General features: G+C 51.6%; 18 protein-coding genes and 1 riboswitch. Of the genes, 1 reads left to right on the forward strand and 17 read right to left on the reverse strand.

The genetic code is table 11. The annotated features are described in order from the left end of the window. Positions 1 to 75: 75 nt before the first annotated feature. From B5F07_RS07390 to B5F07_RS07405, 4 genes are all read right to left on the reverse strand, one after another. Positions 76 to 1,464, reverse strand: a complete 1,389-nt coding sequence (locus tag B5F07_RS07390; protein WP_087160623.1) for an anti sigma factor C-terminal domain-containing protein — start codon at positions 1,462 to 1,464, stop codon at positions 76 to 78. Next, positions 1,461 to 1,964, reverse strand: a complete 504-nt coding sequence (locus tag B5F07_RS07395) for an RNA polymerase sigma factor (protein WP_162613066.1) — start codon at positions 1,962 to 1,964, stop codon at positions 1,461 to 1,463. Before B5F07_RS07395 ends, B5F07_RS07390 begins: the two co-directional genes overlap by 4 nt. A 254-nt stretch (positions 1,965 to 2,218) precedes the next feature. Further along, positions 2,219 to 2,911, reverse strand: coding sequence for a response regulator transcription factor (locus B5F07_RS07400; protein ID WP_087160625.1), 693 nt, complete (start codon positions 2,909 to 2,911; stop codon positions 2,219 to 2,221). Further along, a complete protein-coding gene (locus tag B5F07_RS07405; RefSeq protein ID WP_087160626.1) occupies positions 2,904 to 3,959 on the reverse strand; it encodes a sensor histidine kinase in 1,056 nt (351 codons plus the stop codon). The genes B5F07_RS07400 and B5F07_RS07405 overlap by 8 nt, the downstream gene beginning before the upstream one ends. Before the next feature lie 169 nt (positions 3,960 to 4,128). Then, positions 4,129 to 4,226: riboswitch (SAM riboswitch) on the forward strand. A 105-nt stretch (positions 4,227 to 4,331) separates the two neighbouring features. On the opposite strand from B5F07_RS07405, the gene metK reads away from it, so the two are divergent. Further along, positions 4,332 to 5,519, forward strand: coding sequence for a methionine adenosyltransferase (gene metK / locus B5F07_RS07410; protein WP_087160627.1), 1,188 nt, complete (start codon positions 4,332 to 4,334; stop codon positions 5,517 to 5,519). Positions 5,520 to 5,622: 103 nt separating this feature from the next. Here metK and B5F07_RS07415 read toward each other — a convergent pair whose 3' ends face one another. The 13 genes from B5F07_RS07415 to yabP all read right to left on the reverse strand — a co-directional run bounded on the left by B5F07_RS07415 (position 5,623) and on the right by yabP (position 18,361). After that, positions 5,623 to 6,915, reverse strand: a complete 1,293-nt coding sequence (locus B5F07_RS07415) for a UDP-N-acetylglucosamine 1-carboxyvinyltransferase (protein WP_087160628.1) — start codon at positions 6,913 to 6,915, stop codon at positions 5,623 to 5,625. Between the two features lie 105 nt (positions 6,916 to 7,020). Next, a complete protein-coding gene (locus tag B5F07_RS07420; protein WP_087160629.1) occupies positions 7,021 to 7,539 on the reverse strand; it encodes a shikimate kinase in 519 nt (172 codons plus the stop codon). Positions 7,540 to 7,655: 116 nt separating this feature from the next. After that, entirely contained in the window at positions 7,656 to 8,033 is a 378-nt protein-coding gene (locus tag B5F07_RS07425) for a hypothetical protein (protein ID WP_087160630.1), read from the reverse strand. 195 nt (positions 8,034 to 8,228) lie between these two features. Further along, positions 8,229 to 8,834, reverse strand: a complete 606-nt coding sequence (locus B5F07_RS07430) for an FHA domain-containing protein (protein WP_087160631.1) — start codon at positions 8,832 to 8,834, stop codon at positions 8,229 to 8,231. Between the two features lie 83 nt (positions 8,835 to 8,917). Beyond that, positions 8,918 to 9,787, reverse strand: coding sequence for a pyridoxamine kinase (locus B5F07_RS07435; RefSeq protein ID WP_087160632.1), 870 nt, complete (start codon positions 9,785 to 9,787; stop codon positions 8,918 to 8,920). A gap of 48 nt (positions 9,788 to 9,835) precedes the next feature. Continuing rightward, positions 9,836 to 11,890 (reverse strand): glycoside hydrolase family 13 protein, encoded by a 2,055-nt coding sequence (locus B5F07_RS07440; protein ID WP_087160633.1) that lies wholly within the window; start codon positions 11,888 to 11,890, stop codon positions 9,836 to 9,838. Between the two features lie 63 nt (positions 11,891 to 11,953). Continuing rightward, positions 11,954 to 13,795 (reverse strand): ATP-dependent zinc metalloprotease FtsH, encoded by a 1,842-nt coding sequence (gene ftsH, locus B5F07_RS07445; protein ID WP_087160634.1) that lies wholly within the window; start codon positions 13,793 to 13,795, stop codon positions 11,954 to 11,956. 17 nt (positions 13,796 to 13,812) lie between these two features. Further along, a complete protein-coding gene (hpt, locus tag B5F07_RS07450) occupies positions 13,813 to 14,340 on the reverse strand; it encodes a hypoxanthine phosphoribosyltransferase (protein WP_087160635.1) in 528 nt (175 codons plus the stop codon). After that, a complete protein-coding gene (gene tilS / locus B5F07_RS07455) occupies positions 14,252 to 15,760 on the reverse strand; it encodes a tRNA lysidine(34) synthetase TilS (RefSeq protein WP_242972460.1) in 1,509 nt (502 codons plus the stop codon). Before tilS ends, hpt begins: the two co-directional genes overlap by 89 nt. A gap of 91 nt (positions 15,761 to 15,851) precedes the next feature. Then, positions 15,852 to 17,249 (reverse strand): SpoIIE family protein phosphatase, encoded by a 1,398-nt coding sequence (locus B5F07_RS07460; RefSeq protein ID WP_087160637.1) that lies wholly within the window; start codon positions 17,247 to 17,249, stop codon positions 15,852 to 15,854. Between the two features lie 86 nt (positions 17,250 to 17,335). Next, positions 17,336 to 17,674: a septum formation initiator family protein gene (locus tag B5F07_RS07465; protein WP_087160638.1), complete on the reverse strand. Its 339-nt coding sequence runs from the start codon at positions 17,672 to 17,674 to the stop codon at positions 17,336 to 17,338. Positions 17,675 to 17,734: 60 nt separating this feature from the next. Then, positions 17,735 to 18,064, reverse strand: coding sequence for a spore cortex biosynthesis protein YabQ (yabQ, locus tag B5F07_RS07470; protein WP_087160639.1), 330 nt, complete (start codon positions 18,062 to 18,064; stop codon positions 17,735 to 17,737). Between the two features lie 12 nt (positions 18,065 to 18,076). After that, positions 18,077 to 18,361, reverse strand: a complete 285-nt coding sequence (gene yabP / locus B5F07_RS07475) for a sporulation protein YabP (RefSeq protein WP_087160640.1) — start codon at positions 18,359 to 18,361, stop codon at positions 18,077 to 18,079. Positions 18,362 to 18,396: the final 35 nt, after the last annotated feature.

Genomic DNA, 18,396 nt, shown 5'->3' on the forward strand with positions numbered 1-18,396 from the left:
GGCCTTTTATCCACAGATCTACTATTTTACACGTTCATACTATTCTCTCAGACTTTTCCAAACATATATCCTGTCTCACCTCATCTCCACCGCATAAATCCCATACACCTCTTCCATCTCATTCAATTCAAGCAGCGCCTCCTTCGTCCCCTGGCAGGCGAAACCATAGACCGTCAGTCCGTTCTCCCGCACGTAATCTGCCGCCGCAGCCAGAGTCTCCGGCGCTGTCGTACCGATTCCATTCATGCCACCCAGCATCTCCAGAAATTCATCCTGTTCAGACATATAATCCAGCATCACTGCAAAGTGCTCCGCAGCGAAATCCTCATCTTTCATGTTCTCCCGCACCTCGTCCCAGCGGTACTCTCCGTCTGCGTCGTTTGCCCAGAGCACAAGATCCGGATATTTTTCCCTGTTCCAATCCAGTGAGAGGGCTCCCACACTCAGGTCTGTGTAGAATCCCAGATTCCGGATCCTCAACATATTGCTGATTCCTGCATCCTCTGTCTCTGCATCTCCTGCCTCTGCATCTTCTTCCGCGCCGTTTTCCCAGGCTTCCGTCACCGGAGCACACCAGAGATCCGCCAGTCCTGCCCCCTGTCCATCTTCCAGATTTTCAACCTGCTCTGCAAATGCAATGTAATCTTCATAAGGCATCAGATTATCCAGAGTCACGTAAGCCAGATATCTGGCATCATCATCCAGGGCATTCAGCGTCTCCGTGGACTGTTCCCGGTCCCCCGCCGCGCCGAAGAAATGTCCGCTGTTTTCTTCAATCAGCCGGGACAGGCTTTTCCCGTCCTGAGGAGACATCTGGAACCACCCGAAAGCATTTCCGGTGGGGAGTTGGAGCTGACCGGGATCATACAGATTTAATTTTCCTTTTTCCACCCGCCCCGCAACATTGTTAAAGCGTCCTGTGAAGCTTAAGGTCTGCTGAATCAGAATATCATAATCCCCATAGCCCCGGTCCTCCACCTGCACCTCTGTCCGGTAGTATCCGGGAAGCATCAGCTCCGAATACACCGCCATATCCAGGCTCATCTGGTTCGTTGTCCCATATTCATCCTTCCCCGCCGTCTTTCCCGGATCGTAGTAGAACAGGGAAACCGCCTCAGGCAGCACAAATATAACCAGAAGCACAACCACCAGTACTACAGCCCCCACAACTGTGCCCATTTTAATAAAAGCCCTGCGGATGGAGCGGTTCACCCTGCGGGTAAATTCTTCGCTGTCCGGTATTCTCAGATCCGGATCTGCTGCTTTTTCAGAATCAGCTTCCTCTCCTCTCATCTCCCGGTCATCTCCCCCCAGCCCGCGAATTGCCTCATTTTCCGCTTCATCCCGGTCGAAGAGATATTCGCTGATCGCCTCCTGGCGCTCAATATCCTTTTCAACCCGATGCATCTCTTCCTCGCTCAACTCTTTTTTCTTATACAGTTCGATCAGTTCATGGTATTTCATATCTGTTCACCCCGTTCCATAATTCTGCGCAGTTCCTTTTTCGCCCGGCAGCTTAATACTCTCGCATTTTCATGGGAGATTCCCATTCTTTCCGCGGCTTCGCGCAGAGTCAGATTTTCAAAATACTGAAGGAGGAGCACTTCCCGCTTTCTCCCTTCCAGTTCCTGCAAGGCACGCTTCACCTGTTCTCTTTCCTCCCGGCGCAGCACCGCATCTTCTCCGCCGTCCGTCCGGCATGCTTCCCGGTTCAGAAGATCCGTGCCGCTCTCCGGCAGTTCCCGTTTCTTCCGCTTCATCTCATTGAGCATCAGGTTGCGCCCCACCTGATACAGCCATGCCCGTATGTTCGGATGGGAGGCAGGGAGAGCCAGCAGCGCTTTGCAAAAAGTTTCCTGCAGGATGTCCTCAGCCATCATCCTGTCACGGCAGAGGGTATACAGATAGCGGTACAGTTCCTGTCCGTATATTTGATACAGTTCTTTTAACAGATCACTTTCCACATGCCTCACCCCCCCTCGCGCTGCTGCGCTTTTTTTCTGCGTCCTGCGCTGATTCCTGCTCCGTTGATTCTTCTTTCAATAATATAACATTTTACAAAGCCGGACTGTTACACCTCCGGAATAAAAATCTTAAAAATCTTAAAAATCTCAAATACCTCAGAAACACAAAAAAGACTGCCGGCAGTTCTGATCTCTTTCCGGTTCTCACCGGAAGATGGTGTTCATCAGATACTGCGCGGCAGTCTTTTTTCTTCTTATACCTTAAACCGGTATCCCACACCCCAGATCGTCTCAATGTACTGCGGATGGGACGTATCGTACTCGATCTTCTCCCGGATCTTCTTGATATGCACCGTAACCGTGGCGATATCCCCGATGGATTCCATATCCCAGATCTCACGGAAAAGCTGTTCTTTCGTATAAACGTGGTTCGGATGGCTGGCGAGAAATGCCAGCAGATCGAATTCCTTCGTCGTAAACGACCGTTCCTCTCCGTTCACCCAGACACGGCGCGCCGTCTTATCAATCTTGAGCCCGCGGATCTCAATCACCTCATTGACCTCCGCGCTGCTGCCGATCAGGCGGTCATATCTTGCCAGATGTGCCTTCACACGGGCAACGAGCTCGCTCGGGCTGAAAGGCTTTGTCATATAATCATCCGCGCCGAGTCCCAGCCCACGGATCTTGTCAATATCATCCTTCTTCGCGGAAACCATGATAATCGGAGTATTCTTCTGTCCCCGGATCTGGCGGCAGATCTCAAATCCGTCCACCCCCGGCAGCATCAGATCAAGAATGATCAGGTCGAAATCTTCCTGAAGCCCTTTCTCAAGCCCGGTCTCGCCGTCATTTGCGACTTCCACTTCAAAACCGCTCAGCTCCAGATAATCTTTCTCAAGATCTGCAATACTTTCTTCATCTTCAACAATCAAAATACGCTTACTCATCAATGGGTACCTCCTGATATTTTCTGATTACAAAATACATTGTCGTCCCGACACCCTCTTCACTGGTGGCCCAGATATTGCCGCCGTGCTCCTCCACGATCTTCTTGACGATGGAAAGCCCGATTCCGCTTCCTCCCTTGGAAGAATTCCGGGAAGCGTCCGTCCGGTAGAAACGGTCAAAAATGAAAGGCAGATCCTTTGCCGCGATTCCCTTTCCATTATCGCCCAGTTCTACCTGGATAAAATCACCCACATCCTTCAGGTCCATTGTAATCTTCGCCTGCCGTTTGTCCATATATTTCAGCGAGTTGGATACAATGTTATTGATAACTCTTCGGAGCTGCTCCGGATCCACGATCACCTTACAGTCCTCTTCCATAAAATTGCGGTAGGTAAACTCAACATTCTTCGCCTCCAGCTCCATATGAAGGTCCTCCGCGCAGTCCGCAAAATATTCCTTTGCGGAAATAGTCGTAAAATTGTACGGGATTCTGTTCGTGTCGATCTTGGAATACAGTGTCAGCTCGTTGATGAGAAGATCCATCTCATTAGCTTTATTATAAATGGTACGGATGTATCTGTCCATCTTTTCCGGCGTATCCGCCACTCCGTCCATGATTCCTTCCACATAGCCCTTGATCGCAGTGATAGGCGTCTTCAGATCATGGGAAATATTACTGATAAGTTCCTTGTTTTCCCGGTCAAACGCCACCTTCTCCTCCGCGTTTGCCTTCAGCCTCAGACGCATCTCCTCAAAATCCTGGCAGAGCTGCCCGATCTCATCGTCCGTATCCTGCCTGATCTCGAAATCCAGATTGCCTTCCTTGATATTTCTGGCTGCTTTCTGAAGCTTCGCCAGTGGCACCGAGATCGTCCTGTATATCCACCATGTCAGGATCGCCGTCGTGATAAATACAACAATCAGCGACAGCTGCTGCATCTCGCTCGCTTTCTGGGGAGCGAGCATGTGCATCGCCGCACTTGTGAAGATCGTTGACAGGATAATCGCCGCCAGAAATACAATGATCAGTTTTGTTCTAAGCTTCATTCATTATTGCAGCTCCTTTCCGTTTCAGAATATTTTACAAATATTTCTGCGTTGCGTCAACCTTATGCGGGGTTTGTTTATACAGATTTTATGATTACACTCTTGACATTTTTCTCTATCCGTTGTAGAGTCTTTACTGGAACTAATACAAATTAATAATGGAAACTTTCTCTTATTCAGAGCAGTGGAGATACAAAGGATCTGTGAAGCTGCGGCAACCCCTTTCAGGAAGGTGCCAACCTGAGCGAGTAATTCGAACAATAAGAGGATTGTTACGATAGATTGACAGTCCGCTTTCGCGGGCTGTTTTCATTTTTACCAAAGGTATACTGAAAGCAGCCTCAGAAGAGAAAGTGAAGAAAGGAGATTCCTATGGAAAAAATTTTATTTACCTCAGAGTCAGTAACCGAAGGCCATCCGGACAAAATGTGCGACCAGATTTCCGACGCGATCCTGGACGCTCTTATGGAGCAGGATCCAATGAGCCGTGTTGCATGTGAGACATGCTGTACAACCGGAATGGTTATGGTTATGGGTGAGATCACTACCAAAGCTTATGTAGACATCCCGAAAATCGTGCGCGATACCGTCCGCGAGATCGGATACACACGCGGAAAATACGGCTTTGACGCTGACACATGCGGTGTGATCACCACTATTGACGAACAGTCGGCAGACATTGCCCTGGGCGTTGACAAGGCTCTGGAGGCAAAAGAGCATACCATGTCAGAGGATGACATTGAAGCAATCGGCGCCGGAGATCAGGGAATGATGTTCGGATACGCTTCCGATGAGACCGAAGAGTATATGCCCTATCCCATCGCCATGGCTCACAAGCTCGCCCGCCAGCTTACCAAAGTCAGAAAGGACGGAACGCTTCCTTACCTTCGTCCCGACGGCAAAACACAGGTTACGGTAGAGTATAATGAAGACGGCACCCCAAAGCGCCTGGATGCGGTTGTTCTCTCCACCCAGCACGATCCGGAAGTAACACAGGAACAGATCCATGAAGATATCAAAAAATATGTATTCGATGAGATTCTCCCGGCAGAGATGGTGGATGATGAAACAAAATTCTTCATCAACCCGACAGGCAGATTCGTCATCGGCGGACCTCACGGCGACAGCGGACTGACCGGCCGCAAGATCATCGTAGACACATACGGAGGAATGGCTCGCCACGGCGGCGGCGCATTTTCCGGCAAAGACTGCACAAAAGTTGACCGTTCCGCGGCTTACGCTGCCCGCTATGCAGCAAAGAACATCGTTGCCGCAGGTCTTGCAAAGAAATGTGAGATCCAGCTTTCCTATGCTATCGGCGTAGCACAGCCGACTTCGATCTCCGTTGAGACATTCGGAACCGGAAAAGTTTCCGACACTAAACTGGTGGAGATCATCCGCGAGAACTTCGACCTCCGTCCGGCAGGAATCATCCGGATGCTTGACCTGAGAAGACCGATCTACAAACAGACAGCAGCTTACGGACATTTCGGCCGTCATGATCTGGATCTTCCGTGGGAGAAACTGGATAAAGTGGATGCACTGAAGAAGTATCTGTAAAAGAATAACCCACGCCCCCAACGGGCACCAAAAAAACTGCGCCGGCAGTCACATCATCCGTTGTTCTGTGACTGCCGGCGCAGTTTATATTTTCCTCTTAACTTCAGCCGACTTTCAGTTTGAACTTCTGTATCTCTTTCTCACTGGATACTTTCTCGATCATGCCTCCGAGGCTTCTCAGTTTCTCCTCAAAGCGCTCATAACCACGCTGGATATACACGATATCATCCACAATCGTTATTCCCTCTGCTGCCAGTCCCGCAATACAGAGTGCTGCTCCTGCGCGAAGATCCGGAGCGCTCACACGAGCTCCCGAGAACTTCTCAACGCCTTCGATGGTAGCTGAATTTCCTTCCACCTTCGTCACCGCGCCCATGCGGGCAAGTTCGCCCAGATATTTGAAACGATTCTCGAAAATACTCTCCGTAATCGTGCTGGTTCCTTTTGCCAGAGCGAGTGTCACGCCGATCTGCGGCTGCATATCCGTAGGATATCCCGGGTAGGGAAGGGTCTTCACCTGTGTGCTTCTCAGCCGCCCTTTCGCCACCACGCGAACCGCATCATCAAACTCCTCCACCTCGCATCCCATATCGATCAGCTTGGAAATCGTGGCGTCCAGATGCTTCGGAATCACATTGAGCACCGTAACATCGCCTTTCGTCGCCGCGGCAGCGAACATAAACGTTCCCGCCTCGATCTGATCCGGAATGATGGAATATTCCGTCTTGTGGAACTTCTTCACGCCGCGGATGCGGATCACATCCGTTCCCGCACCTCTGATATTCGCGCCCATGCTGTTAAGGAAGTTCGCCACATCCACGACATGCGGCTCCTTCGCAACATTTTCCATAATGGTGAGGCTGTCTGCCATGGCCGCCGCCATCATAACGTTAATCGTAGCTCCTACGCTCACCACATCAAAATAGATGTGCGTCCCATGGAGATTCTCCGCTTCTGCGACAATCTTCCCATGCTCGATATCCACATCCGCACCGAGCGCCCGGAATCCTTTGAGATGCTGGTCGATCGGCCTGCTGCCGATATTGCATCCTCCCGGAAGCGCTACCTCCGCGCGCCTGTATTTGCCGAGCAGGGCGCCCAGAAGATAGTAAGACGCTCTGATCTTTTTAATATAATCATACTCAATGTTAAAGTCTCCGATCGTACTCCCGTTGATCTTCGCTGTATGCCTGTCAATGCGCTGCACCATGGCTCCGATCCCGCTGATCGCCTCAAGCATCACATTGACGTCGTTGACGTCCGGCAGGTTCTCCACCAGAACCGTCTCGTCCGTCATAATCGCCGCTGCCAGAATGGCAAGTGCCGCATTCTTGGCTCCGCCGATCTCCACTTCCCCTACAAGCGGATTTCCGCCCTTAATTATATATTGCTCCATTTTGCACCTCGACCCCGATTTTATTATCCGGTAAATTCTCACTATGTCCGGGCATATTATACCACAAAAACAGGATTTGTAAAATTCTTTTTTGCCATCTGTACGCTAATGGCGGTTTTTCCGATACTCCTCGACCGCGCTTATCACATTCTCGATCGTCTCTTCAATCCGGCATCCGTCCTCGCACACCGTAATATCCGCATACTTTTCGAAATACGGAATGCGTTCGTTATACAGATCCCGCAGAGTCTGTCCATCTCTGAGGACGACTCCTCTCTTTTTCGGACTGCGGATTCGCCTTTTTATTGTTTGATAAGAAGCTTTCAAATATACCACAGTTCCGATCTCTTTAAAATGTTTCATGGCCTCTGCACCGTAAATGGCGCTTCCGCCCGGCGATATGACAGAATTTTCCGCCTGTATCCCCGCATTGACCCGGTTTTCAATTTCCAGGAATCCGTCGCTTCCCACATCCGCGATAATCTCCCGGAGCAGCTTCTTCTCCTGCTCCTGGATCACCAGGTCCGTATCAATAAACCGCATTCCCAGGCGTTTTGCCACGACAACGCCTACCGTACTCTTCCCCACGGCGGGCATGCCGATAAAAATAAGATTATTTTTCATATGTATTTAAGTCCTTTTCTGTTCAGGCTGATCTCTGCTCATTGAAAAGCGGAACTTTCCGTCCGCTTTCCAGAATAGTATAACATGAAATCTTCTTTCACGAAACCCCATTTCCTTCAGTAAATCCTTCTGCACCTGCGCCGGTGGTCGCAGCGCCGTTTATACAGCTCCTGATACAGCATGACTTCCACCAGGTCCTCAAGCCAGCTGTCTTCTGCCTTTGCCGCTGCGGTAATCCCTTTTTCCTGCTTTCTCACATTCCTGCAGATCCTCCCGCGCATCAGCCGGAGCTGCAGCTTATCCGGGTACTCGTCATAGATCATGCTGCCTGCATGTTCCATACGGTCGCATTCCTCCTCCACATAGGGCAGAATCTTTTTCGGAACCTCCGGATACATGCTCTTTAAGTACTCAAAATCCATCCTCTCCGTTTTGTCCTCATCAAATGCCAGCGGCATCGGATACGCCATGTAATAGGGCAGTTTCTGATTCATACTGTCTCACTCCCAGACCCACGTTATATACTGTAATATATGCATTTTCGCGGCCGGCGTGAATCCGCCCGTATCCGCGCATCCGGACCTGCGCCGGTAAAACAGCGGCAGCCGGAGAAGCACAGATATCCGGAAAAACAGCGGCAGCCGGACATTCCCTTCCGGGAATTCCGGCTGTCTTAACGCTGCTGTATTCTATTGATCGCTCTCCCGCATAATCCTCTGAATTTCGAGCCTTGTGCCGCCCACACCGATAATATCATCCTTCTGTATCACAATAGGATCATAGACCCGCTCTCCGTTCAGATACGTGCCGTTTCTCGAATTCTGATCCCGCAGATACAGTTTATCGCCTCTGCTTGCAATCACACAGTGCTGTTTCGACACACGCCCGTCATTCACAAGCGGAAGATACTTTTCATACATGCTTCCGTCTTTCCCTCTTCCGATACCGACAGTGTCATAGAAAATGAAACTGTACTTCTCCCAGCTGTCAATATCTTCGAGAATAATCTTCCACTGACGTTTCCTCTTTTTCGGGCTGCGTGACTCTGCCGGGCGCGGCCTCTCTGCCGATCTGGCAGGCGCCTGTCGTTTTTTCCTGCCCGCCGGCCTGTCATAGTCCTCATCGTCCGGTTCGTCGTAGTCATACTCATCTTCTTCGTCGTAGTCTCTCGCCCTGCGCCTTGATGCCCGTTTTCCGGGCACCTCAGAATCTCCCTTTTTTATCCTGATATAAGATCCTGCAAGAAGAGCCAGGCTCCCGGCGATCAGCAGGATCATTGCAATCCAGTACCACATATTAATATCACTCCTTTAAGTCCTTATGGTACTATACTTTTCACTCGGGGGCAAGCATCAATAACAAAATTTGTTGGATTTTGTCAGCTGTTTCTCTCTTTCCCGGTCAGCATCCACAGATATTTCTCATATTCCACGCCTTCATTTCTCGGCACATTCTCCGCCGCCGAGTCTCTCATCGCCTGTTCAATCATTCTCCCCGCCAGATCGATGGACGCCTCAAGGGAATCCCCTCTGGCTTTCGCACCCGCAATCACCGAAGCAAAAAGATCCCCTGTGCCGGAAAAGCTTTCTCCTACAAAGGAAAACGCCGAAAATGTGGTCTTGTTTTTCTTCACCGCAAGATTTCCGATCTTTTCTTCCCCATCCCCGGCATCCCGATAGCGGACTCCGGTGACAACGATCTCCGAAGGACCTTTTGCCATGACATTTTTCGCCATCTGTTCCACAATGGTGAGCATGTGTTTCTCATCTGTCATCTGATTGATCAGACGGTAATCCGTATCCGTCAGCAAACACAGCTCCGTCAGATTCGGCGTAATGATATCAGCGCGGAATACAAGCTCCCGCATGGCAGAGAGGAACTCCGGCGTACACATTCCGAAACGCCTGCCCTCGTCTCCCAAGATCGGATCCACCAGAAGGAAGGTCTTTTTTCCGCAGAATGTATCCAGCACCTTCTCCGTCTGCCCGATCTGCTTCCGGTCGGCCATGAATCCCGTATAGATTCCGTCAAAATGCGGCTCCATCTTTTTCCACTCTCTGCGTATCTCTTCCATCCGTTCTGTATAATTGTCATAAAAATAGCTCGGATACCCCGTCTGCGCCGAGAGGATCGCGGTCGGCAGGGGACAGGGCTGCACGCCCATCGCCGATATCACTGAGATTGCAGCCACAAGGGAACACCTGCCGAATCCTGACAGGTCATTTATAACCGCTATTTTTTTTGTCATTTTCTTCTCCGCCTTTCTGTTCTTTTACAGCAGAAAGGAATGCCGCTGTCATATTTTCCATGTCGGCTCAATGGGTTTGAGCACAATCGCCGAATGTCTTCCCATATTGAGGACCAGCTCGCCGTTCTCTACAATGTACTCGTCATATGCCGTCGTATATCCCTGTTCATAGGAATAGATCAGCCGCTTCATCCTGCCGTTCATCGGTACGCCGCACAGCCAGACCGGGACTGTCACTTCCCGCAGTTCCTTGCTGTTATTCAGCACCACAACAATCTGTTCCTCCCCCTGAAATCTGCCGTAAGACAGAAGATTTGTTTCCGCGCACAGAAGCTTGATGGATCCTTTTCTCAGAGGTTTCTCCGTCTTGTGTATGCGGATCATCTCTTTGTGGAACTCAAGCAGTTCCTTATCCTCATTTCCCCACGGATAGGTCCGCCGGTTATCCGGATCGGTAAACCCGACCATTCCCACTTCATCGCCGTAGTAGATGGTCGGTGCTCCTACCCATGTCATCTGTACCGTCACCGCCTCGCGCATGACCGCATGGTTTACGCCCTCTTCCGCAGCTTTCACGCCCACATGCTCCGCGCGCCCGACGATATGGTTCGTCCGGGTCAGGAACCGGGAATGATCGTGGTTGGAAAGCTGGTTCATCGCCACCTGCAGGGACGGGGTAAGCATGCTCGCCATGAAATGCCGCATGGCGCCCACAAAGTTGTCCGGATTGCCCCACAGATCCGTCCTGCGCTCATCGCTGTGCTTCTCCATTCCCGTCAGGAACCAGGTCAGCGGCTCCATAAATGCATCGTAGTTCATCACACTGTCCCACTCATCTCCCTGGAGCCACTCCACAGGATCTCCATAATGTTCCGCCAGAATCAGTGCATTCGGATTGGCCTTCTTCACTTCCCGGCGGAACCGCTTCCAGAACATATGGTTATATTCATTGCTGCAGCCCAGATCAGCCGCCACATCCAGGCGCCATCCGTCCACATTATAGGGCGGAGAAACCCATTTCTTTCCAATATCCATAATATATTGCTCAAGTTCCGGTGAATCCTCATAAGCCAGCTTCGGAAGCGTGTCGTGTCCCCACCAGCCGTCATAGCTGCCGTTGTACGGCCACGCCTCGTCCCGGTTATCATAGAAATGGAAAAAGTCACGGTACGGGCTCTGTGCGCTCACGTACGCTCCCTTCGGGTATTCCGGCTGCTGCTCATAGATCCGCTCGCGGTCCATCCATTTATTAAAGGAACCGCAGTGGTTGAACACGCCGTCAATAATCACTTTCATCCCTCTCCTGTGCATCTCCTCCACAAGGCGGGCAAAGAGCTCATTGCTGGCTTCCAGGTTTCTGATGTCCCCGGTTCGCATCTGATATTTGGTGGCATTGATGTTGTCCTGCGTCCCCTCCGGCAGAGGCTCGCCGCCGTCCGCCACAATCTTCCCGTAATGAGGATCAATGTAGTCATAATCCTGTGTATCATATTTGTGATTGGACGGTGAGACAAACAGCGGGTTGAAATAGATCACCTCAACGCCAAGATCCTGAAGGTAATCCAGCTTATCCATAACCCCCTGCAGATCGCCTCCGTAGAAATTCCGGATATCGAGCGCTGCCGGCGGCTGGTTCCAGTCTTTTATCTTTGCGCTGGGCGCCCCGATATAAATGTACTCATTATCCACCACATCATTGGTCGGATCCCCGTTATAGAACCGGTCTACAAAAATCTGGTACATAACCGCGCCCTTCGCCCACTCGGGAGTGGAAAAGCCGGGCACAACAATAAACTGATAAAAATCCTCAACATGGTCTGAAACGCCGTACCGGTTGAAATACCAGAGCTGGTCTCCGCTCTTGATTTCAAACGAATAGCGGAAAGGTTCCGTCCCAAGCTGACATTCAATCTCATAGAAATCAAACTCGTCGGTGGACCGGGTCTTCCACATGGAATAGCTGCGCCCTCCGGTGAGAACATTTACTTCCTCCACGTCATTGTGAGCGGTACGGAACCGAAGCACCATCTTCTCATTTACTTTTGGTTCTGCCGGAATCACATAATCCTGCGTACCGTCACAGAACAGTGCATCCCTATTCATACTACCAAGCCTCCTTACTAAAGTTAAAACCGAATCCGGCTAAACGTCATGAGGAGCGGACGCTTATACAGCCTCCGCTCCATCGCTCTCGAACAGTGCCTCAAATTCACTTCTTGTAATCTTTTCTTTTTCCAGAAGAAGCTGCGCACATGCTTCCAGAACCGCATGATGTTCCTGGATGATCGCACGGGCTTTCAGATAACACTCATCGATAATCCGCTTCACTTCTTCATCAATAGTTCCCGCCACTTTCTCTCCGTAACCTCTGGATGTGTGGCCGAAGTCACGGCCGATAAACACCTCGTCGCTGTCATTGTCGTAATTGATCAGTCCCAGGCGTTCTGACATACCGAACTTCGTTATCATGGACTTTGCAATCGCCGTCGCCTGTTTGATATCCTGGGAAGCTCCCGTCGTGATATCGTCAAAGATCTCCTCCTCAGCGACACGTCCGCCCAGAGCCACGGTAATCTCCTGAAGCATATGTCCCTTTGTATTGAACATGTCGTCCCGTTCCGGAAGCGGCATCGTATAACCGCCCGCTCCGCCGGTCGGAATGATTGACACGCTGTACACCGGTCCCACATCCGGGAGGACATGGAACAGGATCGCATGCCCCGCCTCGTGATAGGCTGTGATGCGCCGTTCCTTATCAGACACGATCCGGCTCTTCTTCTCCGGACCGATGCCCACCTTTACAAATGCATGGCGGATATCCTGCTGCTGAATAAAGACACGGTTGTCCTTTGCCGCAAGAATCGCCGCCTCATTTAACAGATTCTCAAGATCAGCACCGGTAAATCCTGCCGTAGTCTGGGCGATCTGCTTCAGATCCACATCCTCGCCCAACGGCTTGTTCCTGGCATGTACTCTCAGGATCTCTTCCCGTCCGCCCACATCCGGGCGTCCCACGATCACGTTCCGGTCAAATCTGCCCGGTCTTAAGATAGCCGGATCCAGAATATCCTTACGGTTCGTAGCTGCCATTACAATGATTCCTTCATTGACGCCAAAGCCGTCCATCTCCACAAGGAGCTGGTTGAGCGTCTGCTCCCTCTCGTCGTGTCCTCCGCCCAGGCCGCTGCCGCGCCGTCTTGCCACCGCATCGATCTCATCGATAAACACGATACAGGGCGCATTTTTCTTGGCATCCTGGAACAGATCGCGCACACGGGAAGCACCCACGCCGACAAACATTTCCACAAAGTCCGAACCCGAGATACTGAAAAACGGCACGCCGGCCTCTCCTGCCACTGCTTTTGCCAGCAGGGTCTTACCGGTTCCCGGAGGTCCCTCCAGCAGCACGCCCTTCGGGATCCTGGCCCCGACCTGGATATATTTCTTCGGAGCTTTCAGGAAATCCACGATCTCCTCCAGCTCCTCCTTTTCCTCTTTCAGTCCTGCCACATCGGCAAACGTAACCTTGATCTCGTTCTGGGTCGTCATTCTCGCCCGGCTCTTGCCGAAATTCATGGCCTTGGCGTTGGCTCCGCCTCCCTGACGGTTCATCAGGAAAAAGATCAGGAACACGCCTGCCAGAGTGATCAGCAGCGGGATCAGGATCACCGTGATCAGCGACTCTCCCTGCACTGCCGACATCGCATAATCAATCTGGTTCTCATCCAGAAGATCTTTCACTTCATTGACGTCGGAGACATTGACCGAGCGCGCCGTTCCCGCGTCCTTAAGCACAAAGGTTACCGTACCTGTGGGCACCGCGCTGCTCTGTTCAATATAAACATCCGCTACATTCTCTTTTTCCACCTGCGTCACAAAATCTGTATACGCCATCTCCTGCCGGTGTACCTGGAGCTGGCTCGCCATCCAGAGTGCAACGACAACGATCAGGATAAACGTAAAGATCGTCGCGCCGCTCACTCCTCTGTATTTTCTGTTATCGTCCAAAGCTGTCTGACTCCTTCCTATTCCAGTCCTTCCACTACGCCAATGTAAGGAAGATTCCTGTATTTCTGGGCATAGTCCAGACCATACCCAACCACGAACTCATCCGGAATCTCGAATCCCAGATAGTCCGCCTTCACATCCTTCACGCGCCGCTCCGGCTTGTCAAGCAGCGTACACAGCCGGATGCTCGCCGGATTTCTCTTCTTAAGCACGTCGATGAGATAGTAGAGTGTATTGCCGGAATCAACAATATCCTCCACAATGAGCACCTCTTTGTCCTCAATCGATTCATCGAGGTCCTTCGCGATACGGACAACGCCGCTGGACGACGTCCCGTTCCCGTAGCTTCCCACACACATAAAGTCAAGCGACACCGGAACCGTGATCCTCTTTGCCAGCTCACACATGAAAAATACGCCGCCCTTGAGGACACAGATCATGTGGATCTCTTTTCCCTCATAATCTCTGCTGATCTTTTCTCCCAGCTCCCGGATCCTCTGATCCACTTCTTCTTCCGGAATCAATACCCTGATCGTCTCTGCCATTGTTCTTCTCCTTTGTTATCTTTATCTCAAGAATTTTCCCTGTCTCTTTTCTGACCTGGTATGCACTGCTCATGCGCATCCCCGGTATCCAGACGATGTGTCTGCCGTCTGCGATCAGAAGCTTATGCTCCCTTTCCTCGCGGGGCACCTTTTCGTTGATAAAATACGACTTCAGTTTCTGGCGGTTCCCGCGGCTGTCCACCGTGAGATAGTCTCCCGCCTGCCTCGTTCTCGCAGAAAGACTGTATTTTATTATATCATAATCAATCAGTTTCGTGTAGCTTTTTTGCGGGATCTCTTTTGCAGAAATGTAATCTGCTTGTTCCGCGAAACGGCATAGAATCCGCTCGCCCGTTTCCGGGAAATACGTCTCTCCCGGAATCTGCAGGGGGATCTCCCCCATCGGCGGATTCCCTGTCCGGGCACTTTCCGGAATATCAACATCCGCCTTTCCACCTTCTTCCCGCGCCGCATCCGCAGATATCCGCTGCAGTTCTACTGCGCCGTACGTCCGCAGGGCGCGCACCCGTCCGGGCAGGTCAAGCCTCCTCCCGGTCTGCCGTAAGAAAAGATCCAGCACCTTGTTTACATGAACGGATTCGATATCCCGCTCTCTGCCTGCTGCCCGGCAGATACACCGGTGGATCAGCATTTTCTGAAGCGCCGGCGCCAGCGTCCGGAAGGGTTCTTCTTCTATGGAGAGCCGGTTGACGGCAGGGAGCTCCTTCACACAGAGTTTCCACGCCTCATCCGTCTGTTCCTGCATGTAATCCCAGATCTCTCCGGCCTGTTCCGCAAGTTCTCCCAGATGCCTGGATGTTCCGGCATTCACCTGCCGTTCCAGTTCCGGAAGGATCCGGTGCCGGATCCGGTTTCTCGTATATTCATCTTCCTCGTTTGTCGTGTCTGTACGCCAGGAAATCCCCTCTTCCGCAAGGCCTTCCTCGATCTCCTGCCTCGTCAGGCACAACAGGGGGCGGATCCATTTCCCGTATACCGGACGGATGCCGCACAGTCCTCTAAGCCCCGTTCCCCGTGCCATATTGAGAAGCACTGTCTCCGCATTGTCATCCCTGTGATGGGCAGTGGCAATCTTCGTACCTCCGTTTTCCCTGCACATGGTCTCAAATGCGCTCCTGCGGACCAGCCGCCCCGCCTCCTCCAGTGAGTATTTCCCGTTTCTGGCAAATAATTCCACATCTTCGCGGAAAACCCTGCATGGCACCCCGAGACCGGCGCACACTCTCTCTACATATTTTTCATCTTCATCGGCATCTTTCCCCCGGAGCAGATGGTTCACATGGCAGACCTGCACCTGAAACCCCAGCTTTTCCCGGAGAGCGCAGAGCACAAAAAGCAGGCATACCGAGTCAGCTCCGCCCGATACGCCTGCGACTACCACATCATTTTTCTCAATCATTCTGTATCTGCCGATCAATGCCTCTGTCTTTTTTTCTATCTTTTTCATCATATGTAAACTATACCCAATTCATGCCAAAAGTGCAAGCAGTTTAACACTCCCAGATCCCGACGGCGAGGACCGTCATGTCATCTTCCGGGTCGCGCCCCGTCCAGTTGAGCACCTGCTCCAGGACGTGGTGTGCGAGTTCTTTGGGATTGGTGATCGCACTGCCCTGGATAATCGTCTCCAGGAGAACATCCTGCTCCCCCACGGGAAGGGCGTCCAGCACGCCGTCCGTCACCATAATAACGAAATCCCCGTCCTCCAGCTGTCTCTTCACGGAATCAATCTCTATGGAATTCATCACGCCGATGGGAAGGCTCGTGGAACTTAAGTGCTCCACCCTGTCCTTCTTCCGGATAAAGGTAGATGACGCCCCTGCCTTGATGATCTCGCACTCGCCGGTATACAGGTCAAACACGCTCATGTCCACAGTAGAATAATGAATTTCTTCCCGCCCCATGACCAGGGTGGTATTGATCATCTGGATCGCCGTCTTTTCCGGGAACCCGGCCTCCAGAAGTTCTTCCAGAAGCTCAATCACCAGAGTGCTCTCTCTGCACGCCTCCTCCCCGGACCCCATGCCGTCCGAGAGCGCTACGCCCTGTCTGCCCCCGGGCATTTCCATCATGGCGAAGTTGTCCCCCGATATCTGGCTGCATCCCTTGCCGATGCGCGCCGAGCCCTGCATGGTATAGAAAGCCGGTCCCTCCCGGCAAACCACTGTCATATAGCGGGGGCCGAGCATCTGGGCGCTGTCGCTCTCCGGGACAAACTTTCTCCCCACCACCGCGGAGACCGTCTTTACCATCTCCTTTACAGATACCTTCTGATTCTGTATGGTACGCGCAGTAATATGAACCTCATACTTTCCTTCCCGGTTCATGAAAAAATGCGTGTACAGCACCCGGATTCCCTTTTTCTTCAGGGCTGACGCCACTCTTTTTTCCAGACGCTCGTCCGTGAAGATGCTGTCCTCCAGTTCCTTTGCCGTATTCCGGATCATTTCCGCGAAAGTATCCATCTGTATCGCACAGCCTTCCCGGCTCCTCGCCATCCGGTTGACCCAGATCATGTTCTGCCGCGCCTCGTGGAATCCCTCCAGCATCTCCCGGAGAAACCTGGGCGCCATAATACAGCGCTGCATCAGTTTCCTCTTCGTCTCCGTATTAAGCTCATTCCCATAGTGGTCCACCGCGGAAAGTATCTCGTATCCCATCTGATAGGTATGTACAAAATTCTCGCCCCAGCACCACCCGCACTTTTCACATTTTGAGCAGACTCTTTCTCTGACGCGGTCAAACATTCCGTCGATCTCCTCCGTGGAAAACGACTGCTTTTTCTCCTCCAGGGCCAGAAATGTCCGGGAGAGCTGCTGCAGGGACTGTGCGAACCGGTCGATCTGGTCCACATAGGGGCTGCTGTGCAGTGCCTGTCCTTCATTCATCGAAACCACCTTTTCCCTTCAAAAACGAAGACTCCAGGAGAATTTCTCCTGGAGTCTTCATTCGTACTCATATCATATACCCGCATCTACTTTGCAGGCTTGAAAACAATCTCGTTCGGATCTACAAGTCCGAGCTTCTCTTCTGCGATTTCCTTTGTGTATTCATCTGTATTCACATATTCCCTGAACTCATCCACTTCCTCAGAGCGTTCTTCCTCGGCCCTGAGCTGTTCTTTCAATTCCGCTTCCTGCGCCTTGTACTCCGCATTTTTCGCCTGAAGCGTCAGTGAGTCCACAGCCACCACGCCTGTCAGGAATACGAGAACCAGACAGATCATCAGCACGCTTCTCTTATGACGTCCCAGCCCCGCGCGCCTCTTTCTGGAGCGTCCTGCGGCCGCCGGCGCCTTCTTTTTGTTCTTCATATAAAACCACCCTGCTTATTAATTAATCCCCGTTTACAGCTCCCTGTTATAGAAAACATTCTATCGGCTTTTCCTGAATTTTTCAAGTTTTTTCTTGAACTTTACAGATATTTTTTTACCCAGGGTTCCTGCCAGATATCCCAACGCAGCTCCGCATACAACACCGAGTATAAAGAACCACCTGACAGCCCCATATGTTGTGTCATACATTTTTGCGAAAAGATAGACACTCGCTGCCGCCCAGAAAATCAGATCCTCCGCATTGACCGCTGCCATGCCGTGAGGGATTATTTTTCTCAGGCAGATCAGAATATCATACCCGAACATCACGGTCATGCCGGACAGCCCGGCATAGAGAAATACCGCTGCCTCTGCTTCGATTCCAAGCATAACACTTCCCGCCTATTTAAACAGCTTAGCCAGAAAACTGCCGCCCTGCTTTCCCGTCTGGGATATACTGGAATAAGCGATGCTGTCTATATTTCCGGACAGGTCCACCTCCCCCTTCTCAACGCTGAGCCGGTTGACATGGAGATCCGTTCCTTTCACCATCAGCATCCCCTGCTCTGTTTCCAGAAGTATTTCATTCAGGTCAAAGGAAAGGACGTCCAACACCCCTGTCACCATACTTGTTTTCCTGTTATTTACAACCAGTTTGTGCGCCTTTGCGATCCTCTGCTCTTCCATACGTCCTCCCCTTTCTCCACACCGCAGCTTTTCTC

The organism is Lachnoclostridium sp. An169, from assembly GCF_002160525.1.
GTDB lineage: Bacteria > Bacillota > Clostridia > Lachnospirales > Lachnospiraceae > Mediterraneibacter > Mediterraneibacter cottocaccae.